The 21711-nt window shown below is 66.3% G+C and carries 15 protein-coding genes and 1 tRNA gene; 10 read left to right on the top strand and 6 right to left on the bottom strand.

The features are described 5' to 3' along the window. Nucleotides 1–6: 6 nt before the first annotated feature. On the bottom strand, nucleotides 7–996 hold the full coding sequence (locus ESP51_RS12115; protein ID WP_129521160.1) for an ABC transporter permease: 990 nt from the start codon (nucleotides 994–996) through the stop codon (nucleotides 7–9). 86 nt (nucleotides 997–1082) lie between these two features. Beyond that, nucleotides 1083–2759: an ABC transporter substrate-binding protein gene (locus tag ESP51_RS12120; protein WP_129521161.1), complete on the bottom strand. Its 1677-nt coding sequence runs from the start codon at nucleotides 2757–2759 to the stop codon at nucleotides 1083–1085. A 318-nt stretch (nucleotides 2760–3077) separates the two neighbouring features. Between ESP51_RS12120 and ESP51_RS12125 the strand changes: the two genes are divergently transcribed. Together ESP51_RS12125 and ESP51_RS12130 are read left to right on the top strand one after the other, a co-directional pair. Continuing rightward, complete coding sequence (locus ESP51_RS12125; protein WP_129521162.1) at nucleotides 3078–4292, top strand: ROK family transcriptional regulator; 1215 nt, start codon at nucleotides 3078–3080, stop codon at nucleotides 4290–4292. Continuing rightward, nucleotides 4289–5230 carry an N-acetylglucosamine kinase gene (locus tag ESP51_RS12130; protein WP_129521163.1) on the top strand — a complete coding sequence of 314 codons (942 nt, stop codon included), beginning with the start codon at nucleotides 4289–4291 and terminating at the stop codon, nucleotides 5228–5230. Before ESP51_RS12125 ends, ESP51_RS12130 begins: the two co-directional genes overlap by 4 nt. Before the next feature lie 27 nt (nucleotides 5231–5257). On the opposite strand, the gene ESP51_RS12135 is transcribed toward ESP51_RS12130, so the two are convergent. Beyond that, complete coding sequence (locus ESP51_RS12135) at nucleotides 5258–6289, bottom strand: aminotransferase class V-fold PLP-dependent enzyme (protein WP_129521164.1); 1032 nt, start codon at nucleotides 6287–6289, stop codon at nucleotides 5258–5260. 82 nt (nucleotides 6290–6371) lie between these two features. On the opposite strand from ESP51_RS12135, the gene ESP51_RS12140 reads away from it, so the two are divergent. The 3 genes from ESP51_RS12140 (at nucleotide 6372) to ESP51_RS12150 (ending at nucleotide 9118) form a co-directional block, all read left to right on the top strand. Next, complete coding sequence (locus ESP51_RS12140) at nucleotides 6372–7313, top strand: LysR family transcriptional regulator (RefSeq protein WP_241843138.1); 942 nt, start codon at nucleotides 6372–6374, stop codon at nucleotides 7311–7313. 59 nt (nucleotides 7314–7372) lie between these two features. Continuing rightward, nucleotides 7373–8887: a glutamate--tRNA ligase gene (gltX, locus tag ESP51_RS12145; RefSeq protein ID WP_129521166.1), complete on the top strand. Its 1515-nt coding sequence runs from the start codon at nucleotides 7373–7375 to the stop codon at nucleotides 8885–8887. A 159-nt stretch (nucleotides 8888–9046) separates the two neighbouring features. Further along, a tRNA-Gln gene (locus ESP51_RS12150) sits at nucleotides 9047–9118 on the top strand. Between the two features lie 64 nt (nucleotides 9119–9182). On the opposite strand, the gene ESP51_RS12155 is transcribed toward ESP51_RS12150, so the two are convergent. Together ESP51_RS12155 and ESP51_RS12160 are read right to left on the bottom strand one after the other, a co-directional pair. Continuing rightward, complete coding sequence (locus tag ESP51_RS12155) at nucleotides 9183–10013, bottom strand: nucleotidyltransferase family protein (protein ID WP_241843139.1); 831 nt, start codon at nucleotides 10011–10013, stop codon at nucleotides 9183–9185. A gap of 113 nt (nucleotides 10014–10126) precedes the next feature. Next, nucleotides 10127–12262 carry an RICIN domain-containing protein gene (locus tag ESP51_RS12160; protein ID WP_129521168.1) on the bottom strand — a complete coding sequence of 712 codons (2136 nt, stop codon included), beginning with the start codon at nucleotides 12260–12262 and terminating at the stop codon, nucleotides 10127–10129. 306 nt (nucleotides 12263–12568) lie between these two features. Between ESP51_RS12160 and ESP51_RS12165 the strand changes: the two genes are divergently transcribed. The 4 genes from ESP51_RS12165 (at nucleotide 12569) to ESP51_RS12180 (ending at nucleotide 18016) form a co-directional block, all read left to right on the top strand. Continuing rightward, on the top strand, nucleotides 12569–13489 hold the full coding sequence (locus ESP51_RS12165; RefSeq protein ID WP_129521178.1) for a carbohydrate ABC transporter permease: 921 nt from the start codon (nucleotides 12569–12571) through the stop codon (nucleotides 13487–13489). Continuing rightward, nucleotides 13486–14385: a carbohydrate ABC transporter permease gene (locus tag ESP51_RS12170; protein WP_129521169.1), complete on the top strand. Its 900-nt coding sequence runs from the start codon at nucleotides 13486–13488 to the stop codon at nucleotides 14383–14385. The genes ESP51_RS12165 and ESP51_RS12170 overlap by 4 nt, the downstream gene beginning before the upstream one ends. Nucleotides 14386–14475: 90 nt before the next feature. Then, the gene (locus ESP51_RS12175; protein ID WP_129521170.1) at nucleotides 14476–15825 is read left to right on the top strand and encodes an ABC transporter substrate-binding protein; all 1350 of its coding nucleotides are present in this window, start codon (nucleotides 14476–14478) and stop codon (nucleotides 15823–15825) included. Between the two features lie 112 nt (nucleotides 15826–15937). Further along, on the top strand, nucleotides 15938–18016 hold the full coding sequence (locus tag ESP51_RS12180) for a beta-galactosidase (RefSeq protein ID WP_129521171.1): 2079 nt from the start codon (nucleotides 15938–15940) through the stop codon (nucleotides 18014–18016). A 130-nt stretch (nucleotides 18017–18146) separates the two neighbouring features. On the opposite strand, the gene ESP51_RS12185 is transcribed toward ESP51_RS12180, so the two are convergent. Then, nucleotides 18147–19163 (bottom strand): LacI family DNA-binding transcriptional regulator, encoded by a 1017-nt coding sequence (locus ESP51_RS12185; RefSeq protein WP_164990501.1) that lies wholly within the window; start codon nucleotides 19161–19163, stop codon nucleotides 18147–18149. Here ESP51_RS12185 and ESP51_RS12195 point away from each other — a divergent pair. Then, on the top strand, nucleotides 19127–21493 hold the full coding sequence (locus ESP51_RS12195; RefSeq protein ID WP_241843141.1) for a beta-galactosidase: 2367 nt from the start codon (nucleotides 19127–19129) through the stop codon (nucleotides 21491–21493). The two genes, ESP51_RS12185 and ESP51_RS12195, sit on opposite strands and share 37 nt — an antisense overlap. The last annotated feature ends 218 nt before the right edge of the window (nucleotides 21494–21711 follow it).

Consider the following 21711-nt stretch of genomic DNA (forward strand, 5'->3'; position numbering starts at 1 on the left):
GTCCTCCTATGCTCTGGCGCGGGTGCGCGGGTCGATGACGGTGTAGAGCAGGTCGACGAGCAGGTTCGCACCGAGCACCGAGAGGGTGATCACGAGGAAGATGCCCTGCATGAGGGCGTAGTCGTTGCTGTTGACGGCCTGGAGCAGCGCCGACCCGATGCCCGGGTACGAGAAGACGGCCTCGGTCACGATCGAACCCGCGACTACGAAGCCGAGCGAGATGGCGAACCCCGCGACGGAGGGCAGCACGGCGTTGCGTGCGGCGTAGCTCGTCATGATGCGGCGCGGCTTCAGACCCTTCGCCTCTGCGGTCACGATGTAGTCCTCGGACAGGGTCGAGACCATCATGTTGCGCATGCCGAGCATCCAGCCGCCGATCGAGGAGATCACGATCGTCAGCGCCGGCAGGGTGCCGTAGTAGAGGACGCTGCCGATGAACTCCGGGCTCCAGCCCGGCGAGACCTCCCACACGTCGTAGCCGCCGTTCAGGGGGAAGACCTGCCAGACACTGCCGAAGGCGAACAGGAGGATGAGGGCGAGCCAGAAGTACGGCACCGATTGGAACATCGTCGTCACGGGCACGACGTTGTCGAGCCACGAGCCGCGCTTCCAGCCGGCGAGCTGGCCGAGCCCGATGCCGAGGAGGAAGGAGATGACGGTGGAGATGCCGATGAGCCCGATGGTCCACGGCAGGGTCTGGTCGATCACTTGGACGACCGGCGTCGGGAAGTAGGCCACCGACACCCCGAGGTCGCCGCCGAGCACCTGACCGAGATACTGCCAGTACTGGTCCCAGAGCGGCAGCGAACTGTCGCCGCCGAGGAGGAGCTCGATCGCCCTGCGTGTCTCGGGGGTGACCGGTCCGCGCTGGGCGAGCTTGGAGAGCATGATGTCGACGGGATTGCCCGGCATCCACCGGGGAATGAAGAAGTTGAGGCTGATCGCAGCCCACAGGGCGATGAGGTAGAAGCCGAGCTTCTGGAGCAGATGGCGCATGAGGCGGACTCTCTCTCGGTCGAGTGCGGTCGGGGTGCGGTGCCGCCCGCCCGGTCGGGTGGGCGGCACCGGTCTTCACCCGGTCGTCACTTCGCCGGCTGCAGTTCCTTGAGGACGATGCCGTTGTCCCAGTTCTTCCACGTCGCGGGCAGCGCGAACTTGTCGTCGTTCGTCGGCCAGCCCGTGGCGCGATCGGTGTTGAACTCGGTGAGCATCGAGTTCACGTAGATCGGGATGTAGGGCAGGTCGCGGTCGATCTCCGCCTGGATGGTCGCGTACTGCTCCTTCTGGGCCGCCTCGTCGATCGTCACCGCGGCCGCGTGGATCGCGTCGTCGACGATGGGGTTCGAGTACCGGGAGCTGTTGCCGGCGCTCGCCGACTCGCCGACGGGGAGGGTCTGGCTGGTCGCGTACCACTTGTTGTAGACGAAGTACGGGTTGTTCGAGGGCTGGAGGCCGATCGAGTCGAGCGAGAGCTGGAACGTGCCCATCATCTGGTTGTTGTTCCACTCGTTCCAGGCGAGCTGCACGGGATTGAGCTCGATGCCCACATCTGCGAGCTGCTGCGACATGGCGTCGTTCAGCGAGATGTAGTCGCTCCAGCCCGAGACGGTCTGCACGGTGAGGCTCAGTCGTTCGCCGTTCTTCTCGCGGATCCCGTCGGCGCCCGGCACCCAGCCTGCTGCGTCGAGGATCGCGGATGCCTCGTCGGCGTCGGCGCTCGGCGGTGTCGTCGCGAGCTCGGGGTCGCTGATCCAGTCGTCGTCGCGGCCGGGGATCACCATGGTCGGGGAGCTCGTGCCCGCGAAGCCGCCGCCGGCGAGCTGGTTGAGCTGGTCGCGGTTGATCGCGTGGTAGATCGCCTGGCGCACGGCCGGGTCGGTCTGCGGGCCGGTGCATCCGAGTTCGGCGTTGGAGCACGTGAAGATCGAGGTCGTCAGCGCCGGGGTGTTCACGTAGCTGAGGTTGTCGTGGTCTTTCAAGAGCTGCTCGAGGTCGGGCAGGTACGAGCTCATCCAGTCGACCTTGCCGGCGATGAGTGCGGCCGCCGCGGCATCCGCGGAGTCGAGGGAGACGTAGCGCACCTTGTCGATCGCGGGCTTGCCTTCGTCCCAGTAGTGCTCGTTCTTCTCGAGCAGGTAGCTCTGAGCGGTGAACTCCTTGAGCACGAACGGTCCGGTGCCGACCGCGTCGGAGTTGACCTCGGTCGTGGGGTCGGCGACGTCCTTCCAGATGTGCTCCGGCACGATGCCGCGGTTGCCGAGCACGCTCGGCTCCTGCATGAACGACGGCTCCGGGAAGTGCAGCACGACCGTCGTGTCGTCGATCGCCTCGGCGGTCGCTGCAGAGCCCGAGGTGTTCAGCTCGGGCGTCTCGGCCACGAGGTTGTAGGTGAACGCGACATCCGCCGCAGTGAAGTCCTCGCCGTCGGACCACTTGACGCCCTCGCGCGTGGTGACGGTGAGCTCGGTGCCGTCGTCGTTCCATGAGAAGTCGGTCGCGAGGATGGGCGTGGGCGGAGCGTCGGATGCCGAGTTGTACCAGTAGAGCGGCTCGAAGATCACGCCGTTGGTGGATGGCAGCGCCGTGGGAGAGAAGGGGTTGAAGTTCTCGGTGAGCGTGCCGGTGCTGGCGGTGACGGTGATCGAGCTGCCGCCGGCGCCGCTCGCAGCCGGGGAGCAGGCCGAGAGGGCGAGCGCCGCGGTCGCGAGGGAGGCGAGGGCAAGGATCGACCTTGCGCCTCTGCGTGACTTCAGGGACATCGTTGAACCTTTCATCCAGGGTGTCACGGTGCTGTGACGGGCGCGGCCGTGAGTGCGAGGCGCTTGGTGCGCGGGTTCGGCAAACCGCTGGGTACTTTCTTAGGCGACTAAAGTATGTGTGTCAAGTAAGTTGCCCAAAGCGCGGAGAATCCTGCAGGGGCCGTCTGGTCGGCTCGCGACGATCTCCGCCGTTCACACACTCGCCGCTTGACCGGGGTGGTGTTCTCGCTCGCATTGCTCCACACTTGAACCGCTCGCGAGGTCGCTTCCGGCCTTTCTTCGGTGGCTAAATAAAGCAATCTAAGTTAGTATTCTCGTGTGGTAGAGACGATGCGGCGGCGTGGTTCGTCGAAGGGGCGCGCCCTCGACCTGATCAGGTCCCAGGGGCCGATCAGTCGTGTCGAACTCGCCGAGATCACGGGGCTCACGCAAGCGACGATCTCCAACCTCGTGCGTGAACTGCTCGCCGACGGCGTCGTCTCCGAGACGGGTCGCGGCGAATCCTCGGGCGGCAAGCCGCGAATGCGACTCGAGATCAACCCGGCCTCGCGCTTCGGCGTCGGCGTCGACCTCGGCGCCGACTCCTCGACCTTCGTCGTGGCCGACCTCGCGGGCACGATCATCGGCAGGCTGGGCATCGACGGGCCGGGAGCGCTCGGCCCCGCCGACTACGTGCGCCGCATGGCCGACGACCTCGCCCATCTCCTCGACGGACTCGACATCGACCGTGCAGCCGTCGTCGGCCTGGGCATCGCCGCGCCGGGGCCGATCGACCGCGAGGCGGGCGTCATCGTCGGCGCACCCTCACTCGCGGCGTGGAGCGAGTTCCCGCTCACCGCGGAGCTCTCGCGGCTCACCGGCTTCTCGTGCGTGCTCGACAACGACGCCACGGCCGCAGCGCTCGGCGAGTTCTGGCTCGGGGCGACCGAGGTCGGCTCGACGTACGCGTCCGTCTACATGGGCACCGGAATCGGGGCGGGCATCGTGTTCGACGGCACGGTGTACCGCGGCTCGAGGTCGAACGTCGGCGAGCTCGGGCACGTGAGCGTCGACGCCCGCGGCCCCGAGTGCCCGTGCGGCAATCGAGGATGCGTCGAGCTCTACGCCGGCCCGCATGCGGTCATCGCCCGCGCGCGGGAAGCTGCGGCGTCGGGCGGCATCGACCTCGAGTTCACGGGCGTCGCGGCGGCCGACTTCGCGGCGGTCGCCGAGGCGGCGATCACGGGGCATCCGCTCGCCCTCGCCCTCATCGAGGACTCCGCCGAGTACCTCGCCGAGGCGATCGTGTCGCTCGTCAACATCATCGATCTCGACCACCTCGTGCTCGCGGGCAGCGCCTTCGAGAAGGTCGGGGCCATCTACGTGCGCACGATCCAGCACATCGTGGGCGAGCGTGCGCTCTCGCGTCATCTGCAGCACGTGTCGGTGCGCATGTCGGTCAACGGAACGGATGCCGCGGCGCTCGGTGCCGCGACCATGGTGCTGCAGGAGCAGCTCTCCCCGCGTTCACTGCAATCGGTGACGCTCGCGTGAAGACCGGAACGAGTAAGGGCCCGCGCCTGTCGATCGATGGCGGGCAGAGCGGCGTGCGGCTGCGATTCGCGCACGCCGGGCAGCACCTCGAGGTGGAGACGCCCGGCGTGCTCACCGATCGGCCCGTGCTCGGGCAGATCTCCGAGGTCGCCCACGCCTTCGCGCGAGAGCACGCGCTCGAGATCGCCGAACTCGCGGTCGGTCTGTCCGGCCTGACGCCCTCGGCCGCCCAGCCGATCCCGCTGCTGGAGTCGGTCGCCGACCTCGGCGTGCGGCGCGTCGCGATCGCGCACGACTCGGTGAGCGGGTACCTCGCGGCCAACGGCGACGAGCCCGGCGTCGTGCTCGCCATCGGAACGGGCGTCGTCACGCTCGCAGTCACCGCGCGCGGGGCGGCCAAGGTCGACGGGTGGGGCTCGCTGCTCGGCGACGCCGGCAGCGGGTACTGGATCGGTCGGGCCGGGCTCGATGCCGCACTCCGCAGCTACGACGGCAGGGGCGACGCCACGGTGCTCGCCGCGCTCGCCGTGGAGGCGTTCGGCCCGCTCGACGACCTGTACATGCGATTGCAGGGCGACGATCGGCGGGTGTCGCGCATCGCGTCGTTCGCGAGAGCGGTCGTCGAGTCCGCCGAGTCGGGCGACCCGGTTGCGGCCGAGATCGTGACGGCGGCGGCGCGCGAGCTCGCGCATTCCGCCGCGGCAGCCCTCGAGCGCGCGGGCCACGCGAACGGGGAGGCGATTCGGGTGAGCGCGGTCGGCGGCATCGTCCGGGGATCGGCGTACGTGCGGGGCGCGCTCGTCGCGGCGCTCGCTGAGCGCGGTCGCGGTGAGGGGCTCGCGGCTCCGCTCGGGGCCCCGATCGACGGGGTCGCCCGGCTGCTCGACGTGCCGGCGGGGCATCCGCTCGCTTCGATGATCAGCGTCGCGGCCCGCTGAGCCTCCGAAGGCCCCCGCGGCCGCGGCTCAGTGCCCGAGCGCGCGAGCGGCAAGTTCGACGTCGTCGTCGTCGTTCCAGAGATGGAAGGCGACGCGAGCGCGGCCGGCTCGGCCCGACGCCGTGATGCCGGCGGCGCCGAGCGCGGCGAGCTCGTCGCCGTACTCGTCGGGCCAGGTGACGATGGCGCTGTCGGATGCCGCGAGCCCGATCCGCTCGCGGAACGCGTTCGCGAGCCCGACATCGTGCCGCGCCACCTCCTCGAGGTCGAGCGACGCGGTGAACCCGAGGGCCGCCTCGGCACCCGCCCAGGCGTGCCACGCGGGGGAGACGTCGAATCGGCGTGCCCCGGCTGCGAGGTACAGCTCGGGTCCGTAGCACGAGGCCCACGGGTCGTCGCCCGAGTACCAGCCGGCGACGTGCGGCCTGAACTCGGTGAGCACGCGATCGGAGACGGCCGCGAACGCCGCTCCGCGCGGAGCCGAGAGCCACTTGTAGGAGTGGCACACGACGAGGTCGGCGCCGAGGCCGGTCGTGGGCATCCACCCCGTGGCCTGCGTCGTGTCGACGAGGGTGAGCGCGCCGGCCGATCGGGCGGCGGCCACCACGGATGCCGCGTCGGCCACCTCCCCGGTGGCCGATTGCACGAGCGAGAACGACACGAGCCACGTCCGTGCCGTGACGGCGTCGGCGAGGTCGCCCACTGGCACGTGCCGCACGCGGAGGTCACCGCGCGCGAGGAAGGGGGCGACGATCGACGAGAAGTCGCCGTCGACGCACAGCACCTCGGCTCCGCTCGGGGCGGATGCCGCGGCGAGCCCGGCGAACACCGAGACCTGCGAGCCCGTGGCGACGCGGTCGGGCGTCGTGCCGAGGAGGGTCGCGGCATGCCCGCGGGCGCGTTCGAGCACGGCGGAGTAGTCGGCGGCCGTCGCGGCGCCGGTCGACCACCGTTCGAGGTCGCGGCGTACGGCCTCACGCGTGACGTCGGCGGGAAGTCCGAGCGTGCAGGCCGCGAGGTAGCCGCGGCCGGGGGCGAAGTGCGCGCGAGCTGGGTGCATGCGACCAGTCTCGGCGGCGTGCCATCCATTCGACAAGAACAGGTGAGTGATCGAATGCATGCCGTGGAGTTATGATTCGAGCATGTCCGACGCCTCCGTGGAACACCTTGCGTCCACCCTCGACCTGCAGACCGTGCGCGTCGTGCGCCAGATCGCCGAACATGGATCGCTCACGGCCGCGGCGGCATCTCTCGGCTACAGCCAGCCCGCCGTCAGTCAGCAACTGCAGCGCTTCGAGGAGCGCACCGGCATCGCGCTCGTCGAGCGAGTGGGTCGCGGCATCCGCCTCACCGAATCTGGCCGCGTGCTCGCCCGGTATGCGTCCACGGTCACCACGGCGCTCGAGGCCGCAGCGGGCGAGCTCGCCGAGATCCGCGGACTCCGTGCCGGCCGGGTGCGGCTCGTCGCGTTCCCCTCGGCGTCGGCCACGCTCGTGCCGCGGCTCATCGCGGCGCTCGCGAGCGAGCATCCGGGCGTCGCGGTCACGTACGTCGAGGCCGAGCCGCCCGAGGCGGTCGACGCGGTGCGCGCCGACCGCGCCGATCTCGCGATCACCTTCAGCTATCCCGGCGATCGCGACGACCCGCACCGGGCGAGCGCGCGGGGTCTCGACGTGCGCGCCTATGCCGATGAGCCGATGCAGCTCGTGCTGCCCGAGGGGCATCCCGCCGCCGAATCCGACGTCGTCGAGCTCGATCGGCTCGCGGGCGAGCCGTGGATCGCCGGGTGCCCCCGCTGCCGCGGCCACTTGCTCGAGCTCGCGGGCGCTGCGGGCTTCACGCCGCGGATCGCGTTCGAGACCGACAACTTCGTCGCCGTCGAGGGCATGGTCGCGCAAGGGCTCGGCGTCGCGCTGCTGCCCGCGCTCGCGCTCGAGGCGTCGCCGCGGCATCCGGGCATCGTGACCCGGCCGACCGCTCGAGCCGACGTGCGTTCGCTGCATCTCGTGACCGCTCGCGGGGCCGAGCGTGTGCCCGCGATCGGCGCGACCCTCGCCGCCCTGCAGGCGCTCGCGGCCGGCTGAGCGACGTCGCACCGAACGCGCGATTCCGCGAGGGTCGCGCCTCGCTACCATTGAGGCGTATGCCTGAGACAGCTCACCCCACGACCACCGCCACCGGCAGCGACATCCGTGTGCGCTTCTGCCCCTCACCCACCGGCACGCCGCACGTCGGCCTCGTCCGCACGGCCCTCTTCAACTGGGCGTACGCGCGGCACACCGGCGGCACGTTCGTGTTCCGCATCGAAGACACCGATGCCGCTCGCGACAGTGAAGAGAGTTATGAGCAGCTCGTCGACGCGCTCACGTGGCTCGGCCTCGATTGGGACGAGGGCGTCGGCGTCGGCGGACCGCACGCGCCCTACCGCCAGTCGCAGCGCAGCGAGGTCTACGCCGACATCATCGAGAAGCTGAAGGCCGCCGGCCACCTCTACGAGAGCTACTCCACGGCCGACGAGATCGACGCGCGCAACGAGGCCGCCGGCCGGCCGAAGCAGCTCGGTTACGACAACTTCGATCGCGACCTCACCGACGAACAGCGCGCGGCATTCCGCGCAGAGGGCCGGGAGCCCGCGCTCCGCATGCGGGTGCCCGACGTCGAGATCGCGTTCGACGACCTCGTGCGCGGCCGCATCGACTTCCCAGCCGGTTCGACGACCGACTTCGTGGCCGTGCGCCCGAACGGCGCGCCGCTCTACACGTTCGTGAACCCCGTCGACGACGCGCTCATGGGCATCACGCACGTGCTGCGCGGCGAAGACCTGCTCTCGTCGACGCCGCGCCAGATCACGCTCTACCACGCGCTGATCGACATCGGCGTCGCGCCCTTCGTGCCCCGCTTCGGCCACTTGCCCTACGTGATGGGCGACGGCAACAAGAAGCTCTCGAAGCGCGACCCCGAGTCGAACCTCTTCCACCACCGCGACCGCGGATTCATCCCCGAGGGACTGCTCAACTACCTCGCCCTGCTCGGCTGGGGCTTCTCGGCCGATCGCGACGTCTTCAGCCGCGAGGAGTTCATCGCGAAGTTCGACGTCGCCGACGTGAACCCGAACCCCGCGCGATTCGACCTGAAGAAGGCCGAGGCGATCAACGGCGACCACTTGCGCCGGCTCGACGTCGCCGAGTTCGTGGCTCGCACGGTGCCCTACCTCCAGGTCGCCGGCGCGGTCTCCACCCCGATCACCCCAGGTGAAGAGGCGGTCCTCGTCGAGGCGGCACCGCTCGTGCAGGAGCGCATCACCCTGCTCGGTGAGACGCCCGGCATGCTGGGCTTCCTGTTCACGGATGCCGCGGGCCTCGAGTACGACGAGGCGGCCGTCGCAGCACTGCCGGCCGACACCCGGTCGGTGCTCGACGCGGCTCGCGACACCCTCGAGCGGCTGCCCGCCGAGGCATGGACGCACGAACAGATCGAGGAGGCGCTGCGCGGCGCCCTCGTCGACGGCCTGGGCCTCAAGCCGCGCGTCGCATTCGGCCCCGTGCGCACCGCGATCTCGGGTCGTCGCGTCTCACCGCCGCTCTTCGAGTCGATGCAGATCCTCGGCAAGATCGACTCGCTCGAACGCATCGACCGACTGGTGGCGCTCACGGCATGAGCGAAGGGCCCGAGTCGGCGTGGGATGCCCCGGCGGCGACCCTCAACCGCGACCTGCTCGGCCCCCTCTGAGCCTCGCGCTGCGACGCGCGCTCAGTTTGGACCGGGTGCGATCGGTAGGCTAGAGTTGCATGTCGGCGCGAGCTTCGGTTCACGCCATTGGGGTATGGTGTAATTGGCAACACGGCGGTTTCTGGTACCGTTGTTCTTGGTTCGAGTCCAGGTACCCCAGCTCTCACAGGCGCAGGAATCCGCGGCAGTTTCACCCACTGCCGGGCCTGCGCCTTCACTGTTCTTCAGGCCAAATTACCAGAAACGACGCCAGAGACCGGGCGCGGCAGCTCGCGCAGCTTTGCGATCGTCTGCAAGATTTCGTCCGTAGTGGAACCCAAAGCGCCGAGCAAAGTGGCCGCCGAGGAGCTGAAACCGTTCGTGTCCATGGGTAGACGGGCAACGTTTGGAATAAGCCCCTTCTCGTTCGTCACCCACTGACCAGCTGCGGCGTGCCATCCATGGGCCGCGAGCATCGTGGCGGTGGCCGCGCAGAGCGCCACATACGCGACATCGGTCCCTTTGGCCCCCTTGTCCGCGGCATCGAGCAGGAAGTCCACCTGCCACAAGTTTGCAAGCAGTGCAGTACGCAATGGTTCAGGGTAGGGCGTGACACTCCGAGCCAGGTCCTCGAGAAGCCGGTTCGGATCGCACAGCGGCACGCACATCGCGACTTCGCCTGCATAGGCGATATCGAGAAACCCCAAGGGGTGGCCGGGCTGAACGTGAAAAGCGAATTGGCCGCGCTCAGCCCGTGCACATTGCTCAGCAACCCGCGCAACATCTCGAAGGATGAGGTCGACCGCGACACCGTCGACGATGAGCCATGCTCCGCTGTCGACCCACGGACCCCAGCCCCCTCGCGGCGCGATCGAGACATCTGAGCTTGTCCATCGACGGGCGACATCCCCGAGCGCAGCGACGTCGACGTTCACGTCGACATACAGGCCCAGATCGACATCGGAATCCGGCCGATGTGTGCCGCGTGCTCGACTCCCTCCGAGCGCGATCGCTTGGACCCCACGCACCGCACAGAGCTCGGTAGCCAACTGGTGAAGGCGATCATCGTCGAGCACAACTGCGACCCTACCGGCGCCCGGAGAATCGTTCCAGACGTGCAGTGCGATGCCTCGAAGGAACGGGCGGATGCCGAAGCATCCGCCCGTTCGTTCGTGGCTGCCGTCGCGTTCTACTTGCAGTTCGCGGCGGCGTATGCCACCTCGCTGTCGAACGTGGCCGGACCGCCCGGCTCGGTCGCGTTCACATCGGCAGTGCCTGCCGGCATCGACCCAGCACGCGTTCGGAAGTCGGCCGACACCGACTGCCCAGGATGCACCGAGGGGAACGACTTCGTTCCGTAGACCGTCGTGATCGACACATCGGCCGGAGTGTCGTCATCGTTGCGGACGGTGATCTCCACGTGCGCCTTCTTGGCGACACAGCGCGTCGTCGCCGACGTGGCGAGTTTGAGCAGATCCTGCGGAACTCCCTCGACGATCTGCCATTCCTGTGAACCGTCAGCGAGCGCGTTCTGCAAGGTGAGCGGAGCGCCGGCGTTCGGTCCGGTCAGGTAGACACTCGGGTTCGCCGAGGACTGGAACTTCACGTACCCATCACTGGATTCGACGATCTTCCAATGCCCGACCTTGCGGTGGTCGACCCACTGCCCGATCCGCTGTCCGACGGTGGCGTTTCCGGTCCAGATCGAGGCCTCGCGTCCGCCCGACATGTTGAGCAGCGTCGTGGTACCGCCGTCCTTCTCCGTGAGGTGCCAGTACTGCGTCGCCCCGTTCGAGACTGCGCCGAGATCCTCGAGTCGGACATCGGGTTCGTCGGCGTTCCCGAGGTTCGCGTCGTTCGTGCTGTCGCTGGTGCCGATAACCTGGCCCGTCTTGCGGTTCACGATGCGGTAGTAGGCGCCCTCTGAGTATCCGAAGTCGACGTCGGCGTGTCGGATGATCGCCTGGCTTCCGGGTCCGCCCCAGCTCGCCTGCAGAATGAGGACGCGTCCCGTTCCCGCCACGTGCTGGAGGGTTCGGCTGTAGCCGGCTCCGACGGTCGTCTGGTACTCCGTCCATGCGCCGCCACTGGAGCCGTCGTTGATCCAGACGCTGCCGCTGCCGGCGGCGTTGTACGCGATGCGGCCGTCGGGAAGCGCGATGGTGACCGGGCTGCCGCCCTGCGGAAGAGCTCGCGAGCCCTGATCGACGGGAAGCTGACCGATGGACAATCCTTCGGCACCGCCGACCGTGTAGAACTTCAGCGGATCGTCTGCGATCTTGTAGCGGACGTTGGCGCCGCCGCCCCAGTACTCGTAGGTGAGTAGCCATTTGCCGTCGGTCGTCGGCGCGATGGTCGTCATGCCGGGGCGTCCGCGGCCGATCTGCTCGCCGCCGTTCCAGGCGAACGTCGGTCCGGCGACATCGATCACCGGCTGGCTCCAGGCGGTGCCCCTGCCATCCCACGTCTTGTGGACCAGGACCTGCGCCTTCGAGTCAGCGGCGGTGTCGTTCGCGGGATCGAGGATCGGAACGCCGGTGGCCGGGTCGTAGCCGAGGTAGTCGTTCTCGTCGGAGTAGTAGGCGACGAGCTGGCCCTCGTGCACCATCAGGTACGGCTCCCAGACCGGGTCCACCTGCTTGTGCACGTTCGCCTGCGAGACGTTGACGCCCGTGGCCCCAGCGCTGCCGCCTTGCCAACCGCCGGTCGCGATGATGTTCTCGAATTCCCAGGTCACACCGTCGTCGACGCTGGAATACAGCGCGAGAGCGAGATTGCGGCGGTCGCCGTCGTTGCTCGGCACCCAGTCGGGGTCGGCGGCCTTCTGCTCGCGATAGAACTCGTCCTCGCCGGTCACGGTGCTCGCTAACAGTAATGTGCCCGCCGCGAGATCACTCACGGCTTCGGGGAGCGTGTACAGGAACGGGCTCGTCCAGTTGCTCGTGTAGGTGTCGTGCGCCGGGTCATCCGACAGTTCGGCCGGCGAGGGGACATCCGCCAGGTGTCGCCACGTCGTGCCGTCGTCGTCGCTCGCCCAGACCGGCATCGTCTCGCCGACGGCTCCCGTCGTGCCGTCGGCGTACGTCACGGCGGTTGCCTTCTCGAAGGCGGTGACCAACCTGCCGCTCGGCGTCTGCGCCGTCTTCGGGTAGATGACGCAGTTGCCCCGGCCCTTCAGGCATGCTTCGTCAGCGGACAGCTCGTAGAGCACTTCGGGCGTCGGAGAATACGCGTTCGCGGTCACCAGCGGTGCCACCGCCAGTGCCGTCCCGGCGAGGACGGCACCGAGCGCCCTCGCCAGTTTCTTCGTCTTCGATGTACTCATGGTCTCCCTTGCCCTGGTTCGTTGAGTCGTACTCGGATTCGACGACCATTCGTCGAAGGATGACCGACGCCGAGCCCGACCGAACGATGGACACGAGGTCCGTCGCGATTCCGTCTTGTTCTGGTACGGAAGCGGTCTGAGTGGGGACGGCAACGTCGGCCACGCTGGAGACGATAGGCCAGAATGTTATCGATGACAAGAGCTGCCTTCGGCCGGCTTGCCTTTTGCGCGCTGAACCCAGATACTCGCTTACGTCCGTTTTGTTATCGTTGCCATCGGCAGCGGCAAGCCGAATTGAGTAGATCTATGCGAGCAACGTCGCCCGAGACGTCCCAAGCGCTGGGCCAAAGGGTACGCAAGCCAAGGCGAGAATGGCAGGGGTGGCAGTTCGTGGGGCCGTTCGCCCTCGTGTTCGTCTTCGTGTTCATCGCGCCGCTGGCATTTGCGCTCTACCTCAGCCTGTTCCAGAACCGGATGGTCGGTGGCAACAGCTTCGTCGGCTTCGAGAACTATGTCGCCGCATTGTCGGATCCGCAGTTCTGGAACGGCTTCATCCGGGTCGTGCTCTTCCTGCTCGTGCAGGTACCCATCATGCTGGCGCTCGCCCTGGTCGCCGCCCTTGCCATCGACAGCGCCCGGCTCTACGCGTCGGGTGTCTTCCGAATGGTGATCTTCCTCCCATACGCCGTGCCCGCCGTGGTGGCGGTCCTGATCTGGGGATTCATGTACGGGAACAACTTCGGGTTGACTGCCAACATCAACGACCTCCTCGGCACCGACGTGCTGCGGCCCTTCTCAGGCCAATGGATCCTGGCCTCGATCGGCAACATCGTCACCTGGGAGTACATCGGCTACAACATGCTGATCTTCTACTCCGCGCTCAAGACCATCCCGGCCGAGCTGTACGAAGCTGCGGAGATCGACGGCGCACGCGGCTTCCAGGTGATCAAGGCCATCAAGATCCCAGCGGCGCGGGGAGCGATCGTGATCGCCACGATCTTCTCCATCATCGGAAGCTTCCAGCTGTTCAACGAACCGAACGTGCTGAAGCCGTTGGCCGAGAACGTCATCTCGTCGTATTTCACCCCCAACATGTACGCCTACAACTTGTCGTTCGCCGGACAGCAGTTCAACTACGCGGCAACGGTCGCGATCATCATGGGCGTGATCACCGCGGTTATCGCCTACGTGGTGCAGCTGCGCGGCACGCGGAAGGAAGACCGATGACCACCTCCCTCCGAACGGTGAACCCGAAGGCACGACGAGGGTTCTCGATCACCCGCCCGAGGAAATCGGCGGCGCTGACGGTCGTCATGCTGCTCTTCCTGATCTACGCGGTCGTGCCGTTGCTCTGGCTCGTCATCAACGCCAGCAAGACCCAGGCAGACCTGTTCACCACGTTCGGGCTCGGGTTCGGCGACAGCTTCGCGCTCTGGGACAACATCGTCGCGACCTTCACCTACCGCGATGGGATCTTCCTCCGGTGGCTCGGAAACACGCTCCTCTACGTCGTCGCAGGCGCCGGCGGCGCCACCCTGCTCGCCACCCTCGCCGGCTACGGACTCGCCAAGTTCACGTTCCCCGGCAAGAAGCTCTACTTCGCAGTGGTACTCGGCGCAGTCGCAGTCCCCGGGACCGCGCTGGCCGTGCCGACGTTCCTCTTGTTCAGCCAGATGGGACTGACGAACACGCCCTGGTCGATCATCATCCCGTCGCTGATCACCCCGTTCGGCCTGTACCTCATCTGGGTGTACACCATCGACTCCGTCCCGACCGAACTGCTGGAAGCCGCACGGCTTGACGGTGCAAGCGAGCTGCGCACCTTCTTCACCATCTCCCTCAAGCTCCTCACCCCGGGCGTCGTGACGGTGGCGCTGTTCTCGGTCGTGGCGACGTGGAACAACTACTTCCTGCCGCTGATCATGCTCAGCGACCCAGCTTGGTACCCGCTCACCGTCGGCCTGAACCAGTGGAGCTCACAGGCCAGCGGTGTCGCGGCGGAGCCCATCTACAACCTCGTGATCACCGGGTCGCTCATCACGATCGTTCCCATCGTGATCATCTTCCTGTTCCTGCAGCGCTTCTGGCAATCGGGCCTGAGCGCTGGAAGCGTCAAGCAGTGATCGAGAGCACCGCTCGGACAGCACCAGCCCTCTCTCTCGGAAACACCGGGGTGACCTGCACCCTCACACAAGGAAGTGAAAGGAAATCACATGTTCAATCTCAACAAGGGGCCACGCCGGGGCCGCGGAGCGGCGGCCCTCGCCGTTGCCGGCCTCGCCGCGATGTCGCTCGTGGCATGCAGCACCGGGCCGGGTGCCGGCGCTGGCGCCGGATCGGCCTCCGACCTCGACGCGGCGCTTGAGAAGGGCGGTGAGCTGACGTACTGGACGTGGACGCCCTCAGGTGAAGCGCAAGCCGAGGCCTTCATGAAGGAATACCCGAACGTGGAGGTCACGGTCGTCAACGCCGGTACCGCAACCGACCAGTACACCAAGCTGCAGAACGCGATCACCGCGGGTTCCGGTGCGCCCGATGTCGCACAGATCGAGTACTACGCAATCCAGCAGTTCGCCCTATCCGAAGGCCTGCTCGATCTGTCCTCGTACGATTTCGGTGAGCTCGAGGACAAGTACACGCCATCAACCTGGAGCGCAGTCAACCTCAACGGTGGGATCTACGGTCTGCCCCAGGATTCCGGGCCGATGGTGATGTTCTACAACACGACCGTCTTCGACCAGTTCGGTCTGTCCGTGCCGACAACGTGGGACGAGTACATCGCCACGGCGGCGAAGCTGCACGAAGCAGACCCGTCGAAGTACATCACCAACGATGCCGGCGACCCCGGGTTCGCTCAGCCGCTGATCTGGCAGGCAGGAGGTCACCCGTACCAGGCGGATGGTACCGATGTGACCATCAACCTCCAGGATGAGGGCACCAAACGCTGGGCAGACACCTGGAACCAGCTCCTGGAGCCCGGCCTGCTCTCCGACATCCCAACCTGGAGCGACGACTGGTACAAAGCGCTCGGCGACGGATCGTTGGCGACCATCGTCACCGGTGCATGGATGCCGGGAGTGCTCGAGTCATCGCTTCCGGAAGGCGCAGGGCACTGGCGTGTCGCACCGCTTCCGAGCTACGACGGATCCGCTGCCACGGCCGAGAACGGCGGAAGCGCACAGTCAGTGATCAAGCAGAGCAAGAACCCTGCTCTCGCCGCCGCATTCCTGCGGTGGTTGAACAGCTCGGACGAGAGCGTCGACGTGTTCCTGGAGAACGGCGGCTTCCCATCGACCACTGCGCAGCTCAACGCCGATGAGTTCCTCAATGCCACCCCCGAGTACTTCGGCGGCCAGGAGATCAACAAGGTACTCGTCGATGCGTCCGCCAACGTGGTTGACGGCTGGGAGTACCTCCCGTTCCAGGTCTACGCGAACAGCGTCTTCGCCGACACGGTCGGCCAGGCCTACGCGAACCGCAGCGACTTGAACACAGGTCTCCTGGCATGGCAGGACAACCTCATCACCTACGGCAACTCACAGGGGTTCACGGCGAGCGAGTAGCGCCTCCACTGCGGGCGCCGGAGCCGAGCTCCGGCGCCCGCAGCCGTCCGTCATCAGCCGTCGATTCACCCCGATCACCATTTGAGAGGAACGAAACCCATTGCCTGAATCAATGAGAGAGGCGCGCTGGCTCGGTCGAGGTGGAAACGCACCTCGCCGCATCTCATTCGGTGCCGATTACAACCCGGATCAGTGGCCACGCGAGTACTGGACGGAAGACGTCCGCCTGATGCGCCTCGCCCAAGTCGATATCGTTTCCGTCGGGATCTTCTCTTGGGCGCAGCTGCAACCATCGATGAACGAATGGAATTTCGGCTGGTTGGACGACGTCCTGGATCTTCTCCATGCGAACGGGATCGCCGTGGATCTCGCCACCGCCACCGCGTCACCTCCTCCATGGCTCACCACGGCGTATCCCGAGATCCTGCCGGTGACGGAGCGTGGTGAGACGTTGTACCCCGGTGCTCGGCAGCATTGGCGTCCGACTTCTCCCGTGTTTCGCGAGTTTGCCCTGGGCCTTGTGGAGCAGTTGGCGCAGCGATACGCAACCCATCCTGCACTGGCGGCCTGGCATGTCAACAACGAACTCGGCTGCCACAACGCCTGGGACCACTCAGCGGATGCGACAGCAGCCTTTCGCAGCTGGCTTCGCGTGCGCTACTGCGATATAGCAACGCTCAACGAAGCGTGGGGCACCGCGTTCTGGTCGCAGCGCTATTCGACCTTCGATGAGATCCTGACGCCGCGACTGGCTGCTGCGCATCCAAACCCATCGCAGCAGCTCGACTTCAAGCGCTTCTCCTCGGACGCCCTCAAACAGCACCTTCGAGCCGAGCGGGATGTCCTCCGGCGGTGGACTCCCGACATCCCGGTGACGACGAACTTCATGGTGTTCGACGACATCAAGGCGATGAACTTCGCAGACTGGGCACCCGAGGTCGACTTCATTTCGAACGATCACTACGTGTCCACCAAGCCCACATCCCGGGACGAGCTGTCGTTCTCCGCCAACTTGACCGGAAATCTGGCCCAGGGTGCGCCGTGGTTCCTCATGGAGCACTCCACGAGCGCCGTGAACTGGCAGCCGGTGAACGTCGCGAAGTCGCGCGGCGAGCTCGCAGCGGATGCACTCTCCCATGTCGCGCACGGTGCTGACGCGGTCTGCTATTTCCAATGGCGGCAGTCACGGGCGGGCGCGGAGAAGTTCCACTCCGCGATGCTCCCGCACGCCGGCGAACACTCGGACGTCTTCCACGATGTCGTCGAACTCGGCAAGACACTGACCTCGCTCACCGGTGTAGCAGGTACCAGGCGCAAGCCTGCGAGGATCGCCATTCTCTTCGATTGGGAGTCGTGGTGGGCAAGCGAACAGGACTCGCATCACACCGACCGCTTCCGGTATCGGGACGAAGTGCTGGATTGGTATCGGGCGGTCCTCGATGCGGGCTTGCGAGCTGACGTCCGCCCGGCGGGCAGTACATTCGAAGGCTACTCGGTCGTCGTTGCGCCGGCCCTTCATGTACTTCCCGCGCCGCTCGCCGAGCGGCTGGACGCTTTTGTCAGGGGCGGGGGCCATCTGCTCGTGACGTACAACTCCGGCATCGTCGACGAGAACGACCATGTCTGGCTTGATGGATACCCTGGGCCTTTGCGCGAGCTCACCGGGATCCGGGTTCAGGAGATCCGGCCGCTTCTCGAAGGCGAATCCACCGTGCTGAGCAACGGCGCCCGGTCAAGGGTCTGGACCGAACGAGTCGACGTGATCGATCCCTCTGTCGAGATCGTCGCCTCCTACGCGGATGGCGACCTCGCCGGGAGAGCGGCGATCACCACGCTGGCAACGGGGGCGGGCTCTGCCTCCTACGTTTCATCGGACCTGGACGAGGGCGGCCGAGCGCAGCAGATCAGTCGCGTAGCTGAAGGTGCGCTCCTCGAGAGCGAACTTCCTGAGGCATTGCGCGGCGAGGTGGAACTGATGATCCGGACCGACGGGTCCTCCGATACCGTGTTCCTCAGAAACAGATCGCCACGGCCAGTCGATATCTCGAGCTTCGGTAGTGCACACACCGTGGTCGGAGAGCACGTCGATGGGTCCAATCTCGTCCTCCCCTCTCCCGGAGTGGCGGTCGTCGACCTTGTGGTTTCACGGGTCGAGCGTCGGAGCACCGCGCTCGCGGGGACACGCGACTGAGCGACGATCCCACGGTCGGCCGACGGGGTCGCCTGCGGTAGCGCAGGCGACCCCGTGACTCGCCGTGCGTCTCAGTTCGGACGTGCACGCGTTGCCCGTGCTCGTTACTGAGATACCGGGCTGACCAGCCTCATGCGGATGGGGCCGGGCCGGTCGAGCCGCGAACGATGAGTTCGCTACCCGGATGGATGATCGGGCTCGGGGGCCGTTGTTCGATGCGGGCGAGCAACGCGTTGATCGCATTCCGACCCTCATCCTCGAAGTTGGGGTGCACACTCGTGAGTTCCGGTATCACATACGCTGCTTCTGGAATGTCGTCGAATCCGACGACACTCACCTCAGCGGGAACGCGTATCCCTCTCAGTGCGAGTCCGTGCATGAGACCTATGGCCATCGCGTCGTTGGCAGCGAAGATCGCGGTGATCCCCGACCGTGGGTCGAATGCCTGCGCCGCACTCGCTCCTGCCTCCGGTGTCCAGTCTCCGGGCCACTCCGCGACGACGGTCGCTCCACCTCTGAGCAGCTCAATGAAAAAGCTCTCCTTGCGTTGCTCAGAGGGCAGCCACTCCCGGGGCCCTCCAAGGAAGCCCAGCCGCCGATGGCCCAAGGCCAACAGATGCTGGGCCGCCATGCGCCCCCCGCTCTCGCCCGTTGTCGGGATCGGGCCGGCGGATTCAGCTGGGTCAACGATGATCGGGATATCCGACGAGCGTCGTTGCACGACTGCTCTCAGCTCCTCGGTCAGGGTGACGACGAATATTCCTGCGACCTGCTCCTCTTCGAACAGGTCGAGAGCTTCGTCGATCGATGATTCATCCAGGCCGTCGATGCCGACGATGTTCAACGAATAGCCCGATGCTCGCGCCTCCGACGCGGCGCCCCGGAGAAGCTGGCCGGGTCCGCGCTCGAACATGTTGTGGACGAGCGCGCCAATCCGATTCGACCTCCTCGTGCGCAATAGTCGAGCGGCGCGATTCGGGCGGTACCCCAGTTCCTCGATCGCCGTCTGAACACGCTCACGCGTCGCTGGTCGGATGCCCTCGTACCCCTTCACCAGACGGGATACGGTCTGCGCCGAAACGCCTGCCCGGCTGGCAACATCGTGGACCGTTGCGGGCCTGTCGGAGTGTGCATTATCGGGAACCACGGTTATGCCTCCCTTCGGCGGCCCAAGGCGCTGCCGTCTCGGAAATTCTACTCATCGTGCGCGTGGCAACGCTGAACTTGCGCGACCCGATGTCGGCATCTAGAGTCCGATGTTGTCAATGGTTAATGTTATCGATGCCATTGGCTTGGACACTACCCTCAGCTCTCTCCATCGGCGCTCAACGGATCCCCCTGACGAATCACTTGATGGAAACAAGCCCTGGACTGGAGCGGCTCATGACCAATCGCGCTGAACTTGCGGGGCGCATCCTCTTCGGGGCCGCGTTCTACGACGAGTATCGAGTAAGCGGAAGCCTCGACCATGACCTCGATCTGATGGTGGATGCCGGCTTCTCCGTGATCCGCGTGGGGGAGTCGGTCTGGTCGACCTGGGAGCCGGAACCGGGCGAGTACGACCTTGAATGGTTGTTGCCAGTGCTTGACGGTGCCGCCGCTCGCGGCATCGATGTGATCGTCGGCACGCCGACCTATGCCGTGCCGCAGTGGCTCCAGAAGCTGCATCCCGAGATCGCCGCCGAGAACGCGACGGGAAGCCGCGTGCCTTGGGGCGGCAGGCAGGAGATCAACTACGTGAACAAGGACTTCCGAGCACACGCGGAAGGGGTCATCCGTGCAGTCGCGAGTCGCTACGCCCGGCATCCCGCCGTCATCGGCTTCCAGGTCGACAACGAGCCGGGGCTCTACCTGCTTCACAACCGCGACGCCTTCGAGGGGTTCCTCGACTACCTGCGCAAGAAGTACGGAACTGTCGAAGAGCTCAATCGCCAGTGGGGACTCGTGTACTGGTCCCACGTGCTGCGCGATTGGTCTGACTTGTGGGCTCCGGACGGAAATCACTCACCTCAGTACGCCCTCGAGTGGCGCCGCTATCAGGCCGAGATCGTCACCGAGTTCATCTCCTGGCAAGCGAACATCGTCCGTGAATACGCTCGTGACGACCAATTCGTGACGACCTGCATTTCCTACGAGCGACCCGCGGTCAACGATGTCGAGTTCGTCCGCGACCTCGATCTCACCGCCGGCAATCCGTACTACAAGATGCAGGACGGACTCCGGATAGGAGTGGAGGTGCCGCGGCCCGAGCTGTGGTGGTCATCCGGTGTATGGGGACTGTTCGAGCAGGGCGATCGAATGTTCTCGACCGCTCAAGCGCCCTTCCTCGTCACCGAGACGAATGCACAATCGATTGGCCAGTCGCATTGGCAGAACCACCCTCCTTTCCCGGGACAGATCGCGCTCGCCGCGTTCGCCCTGATCTCTCGCGGGGCCAGGATGATCGAATACTGGCAGTGGCAGACCTTGCCATTCGGCATCGAGACCTACTGGGGCGGGATCCTTCCTCACAGCGGGAAGCCCGGGCGAATCTACGCGGAGGTCTCCGATCTCGGCGCTCGAATTCGTGAGATCGAGCCGCACCTTGCCGGGTACGTCCCCGACTCGGATGTTGCGTTCGTCTACTCCACCGACACGAAGCACACGTTCGAGTTCTACCCGCCACTTGCAGACGCCGACGGCGGTCCTGACGTCACGTCGTATCTCCGCATATTCGACGCCTTCTATCGGGGCGCATTCGAGGCAGGGCTGCAGTCCCGGATCATTCATCCCAGCCAGCTGCTCCAGCTGGATCCAGCTGAGCTGGTCAGGGTCCATCCAGTGCTCGTGGTCCCGTCGCTGTATGTCGCCAGCGACGCAGAACTGTCCTACCTGGTGGAATACGCGCGCGCCGGGGGACACCTCGTGCTCGGCATCCGCACCGGCTACGGCGACGAACTCGCCCGCGCACGCGTGGACGTCGCCCCGGGACCACTCGCCCAGGCGGCCGGGATCACCTACGAGGAGTACTCGAACCTCGACAACGCAGTCGGTATTCGAGCGAGCGTCCCGGGATTTGATGGACCCGGTACGGCAACATCGTGGGCAGACTCGCTCGAGCTCGCCGAGGCCGAAGCGCTGATGACGTATGAGTCGGGCATCTACGCCGGGCGCCCCGCTGTCACCACCAATGTCTTCGGCTCGGGGCGAGTGACGTATGTGGGAACGGTGCCCGACACCGATCTCGCCCGCTCGATCCTCGACTGGGCGGTCCCGTCGCGATTGTCCAGAAGCTGGCAGGCCACGCCCGAGGTGACCGTGGTGTCCGGCACGGCGTACAGCGCTCGGGTCTGGTTCCTCTCGAACTGGTCGGCGGCGATCGCAGGATTCACGACTCCCAGAGACATGGACCGGCGGGGTGAGCGAGTGCCGGCCGGCACGCGAATTCAACTGGACCCGTGGGCCTGCGAGATTCTCCTCGAACCGCATGACTCATGAACGCACGCTGAGGTGCACGACCAGAATCTCCACCGGGTAGGCACCCTGCGTTGCCCGATTGAGGCGGTACTCGCCCGCAGTGGCCGGTCGTTCGAAGCGATCGAGGCCCAGGATGCAACCCACTCGACAACGTGCCCGCGTTACAGTTGCATAGAGACGATGACACGATCTGGGGCATGGAGCCCGCGGCGCCAGATCGCATCGTCGTACGCGGGTGA

This window comes from Agromyces albus (assembly GCF_004134825.1).
Lineage (GTDB): Bacteria > Actinomycetota > Actinomycetes > Actinomycetales > Microbacteriaceae > Agromyces > Agromyces albus.